This is a genomic window from Winogradskyella marincola, assembly GCF_029624125.1.
GTDB classification, from domain to species: domain Bacteria; phylum Bacteroidota; class Bacteroidia; order Flavobacteriales; family Flavobacteriaceae; genus Winogradskyella; species Winogradskyella marincola.
Genome location: NZ_JARSBN010000018.1, coordinates 1 through 2,835, shown reverse-complemented (window position 1 = coordinate 2,835; position 2,835 = coordinate 1). Strand labels below are relative to the sequence as shown.

Annotated in this window: 3 protein-coding genes; all 3 read right to left on the bottom strand. The window is 33.0% G+C overall.

What is annotated here, in order from left to right; genetic code table 11:
- Positions 1-74: 74 nt before the first annotated feature.
- The 3 genes from P7122_RS15745 to P7122_RS15735 all read right to left on the bottom strand — a co-directional run bounded on the left by P7122_RS15745 (position 75) and on the right by P7122_RS15735 (position 2,725).
- Positions 75-794 carry a toll/interleukin-1 receptor domain-containing protein gene (locus tag P7122_RS15745; protein WP_278006759.1) on the bottom strand — a complete coding sequence of 240 codons (720 nt, stop codon included), beginning with the start codon at positions 792-794 and terminating at the stop codon, positions 75-77.
- A 242-nt stretch (positions 795-1,036) separates the two neighbouring features.
- Positions 1,037-1,915 (bottom strand): hypothetical protein, encoded by an 879-nt coding sequence (locus P7122_RS15740; protein ID WP_278006758.1) that lies wholly within the window; start codon positions 1,913-1,915, stop codon positions 1,037-1,039.
- A gap of 147 nt (positions 1,916-2,062) precedes the next feature.
- Complete coding sequence (locus P7122_RS15735) at positions 2,063-2,725, bottom strand: hypothetical protein (RefSeq protein WP_278006757.1); 663 nt, start codon at positions 2,723-2,725, stop codon at positions 2,063-2,065.
- Between the last annotated feature and the right edge of the window lie 110 nt (positions 2,726-2,835).

Here is a 2,835-nt window from a genome sequence, read left to right as displayed (position 1 = left end):
GTTTAGCACTGACGTTAGCAATTCCGAGTGGATTCGGACGTAGTCGAATCCGCCGTAATTGCGGTTATACATTGTTAGCTGTAGTTATTTTCATTCACAGTAATCAATTCAGCCAATTTCTTTGCAACATTTTCCATTGTATCCTCTTGCGTATCTAACCCATTTCTTGATCCTAACAATGGACTTACATCTCTTAATTCATCATAAGTTGTATTGTGAACAATAGGTACAAGTTGGTCTGTAGCAAGTAAAGCAGATAATTCTTTTTCAGCTACACCTTCATTCTGTACTCTTTTCAAGAAATTCGGTGTTACTAGAACAATTCCAATTTTAGATTTTGCTAAACCTTTATCGATTTCTCGAAGAAATGAAGTTCCTAATGGTATGTCTTTTTCACTGAACCATACATTTACACCATTTGATTGTAGTAAATTGTATAATTCTAATGCAGATTCTTTTCTGTCGTCCCAAGCGTGGCATAGAAAAATATCTCTAATATCAGGTTTTTCAGCTCTTTTTTCAACGACTTTTCTAACAGGTGTAAGTGTATTTATCTCAGCTGAAGTATAATAAATTGTTGAACTAGATTTTGACCAAGAAGCTTTTCGGGTTCTACCTTTTGAAATATTATAATTTCCAGATGAAGATGTTCTACTGCTTGAAGAATAATAGTTATCATAAGAAGGGTATGAATATCTAGAACCATATCCTCCATATCTACTACTACACGCAGGACAATTTGCTCTACCACTTGCTGTTCTATGTCCTCGTGAAGGCGCTGTGCATCTTGCCATTTTTTTATTCTTTTAGGTTACTAATTTATTAATTTGCTATCATCTTTAATTACGGAAAACCGTATTTGAAATATTCTAACGGTTTGTTTAATTACAGCTAACGGTCTCGTATAACCGTCAGTTACGGATTTAAAGTTAATAATTTTCGGTTAAGAACTGACGTTAGCAATTCCGAGTGGATTCGGACGTAGTCGAATCCGCCGTAATTGCGGTTATACATTGTTGCCCACAGTATTTTATTTTCAGAGTTCAATTGCGTGCTTTTTTAAAGTCGTTTTGAACCAACCTTTATGGTCTTTCCAAACTTCGTCTGTTCTTAATTTATTTATTGCAATCTTTTTAAATTCCTCGTTCTTGCTTTCCAATAGTGTTTCTATAAATGAGTGTAAATAGAAAACATCATTTTCGGTTTGAAATTTGGCTTTTGGAAAGTCGATTCTTAAATAGTTTTCTAATTTTTCCGAGTATTCTGATTTGTAGTATTTTTCTAAATACTTAAAAGCATAAGAATTGTTTTTGTCAAAAGCTAATTCCTCAATTCTTGGTAAATAATTGTCCTTATGCTTTCTGTTTTCAAAGGTTCTATCGTAAAGCAACCAATAAATTTCTTTGTTGGAATAGATAATTATACTATCTAATTTTTCCATTATTAAGTCAGTCGCAAGAGCCTTTTTCATTGCTAAATCTTGCTCGTAATTATTTCCTTTAACTTTTTGGGAAGCCTCAATTCTTATTTTGTTCCAATATTCGTGATAGATAATTGAAGAAATCGGTTCAATGTCCATTATGCAACCCTCAAAAGTTTCAACCATTTCATTTTTCTGTAATTCAGTTGATAGTAACTCTGGAACGTTTCCTTTACGAGACTGAATGAGTTCAATTGAAGCGTAAGTCCGAATTGTTGGATTTTTGTGTTTTGACAATTCAGTCAGTTCTTTGTCGGTTAGTTTTTTCTTTAATTCTTGGAATCTTGTGTATTGCGGACTTACCATACAGCCAATTCCAACACAATCAGATTCCACTCTGTTTACTTTAATAATTGAATCAATCAGTTGTTCTTTTGTTTGAGAAAAACAAAGACTAATTATAAAACTAAATATTATTGTGAGCAGTTTTTTCATATTGTGGGCAACGGTCTCAGCTATGAGTAGTTGCGTGGTTTAGAACTTAACTTTGCAAGTACACACCAAACTGAAAATCCGCGAGGATTTTCAGAAGTAGGCGAGAACAAGCAATTACTTATAGCCATTGTTGGCAAATCGTTTTTTTTATGGTATTAATATCAGTCGTTGTTTTAATTTCTCGTTTCCTAAAACCCAAACAATTAAATATCCACCAGCACCATCACTATTCCATTGATGAACAATATAATCATCCTTGTTTTTATTGATTTCAAATACATTGTCGCATTCAAAAATATCCTCGTAAAGAATACTCGGAATCTCAATCGATTTTCCATTTATTGAGGTTTCAATTCCGACAACTTCTGTTTTAGGAATATTTCCATCAGTTCCGTAAATTCTACGTCCGTTAATTTTAGTCAGCCACTTTCCGTCAAAATCAGATATCTTATTTTCCAGACTAAATTCCTTTAACTTATACTCAAAAGAAAATTCAGTTCCGTTGTACTTATTCAAATCCTCAATTGGGTATAAACGACTTTTATGAATGTAACCCGTAAAGGTATCATCTTCTCCGCATTCCATTTGATATTTGTTTTTTGAAATATAGACAGTTATCCAATCCGATGCTGTTTCGTTTTCTTGATAACTAAATACTTCAGAATCTCTGAGTTTATAAATGACTTCAGAGTCAATTTTAGGAAGTTTTCGAACGTTAGTATATCCATCAACATCTTTTATAACTGCAACTTGTCCGTAATTCAGATTACAGAAAAAGATGATTGAAACGATTATTAAATAGTTCTTCATTTTCTTATGATACAGTTTTTCTCAAATGTTTGCCAACGGTTTTGGCTATGATTTCGTTACGGAATGGCACGTGAGTGTCATTCCGACGTTGACCGAAAGATAGCAAAAAT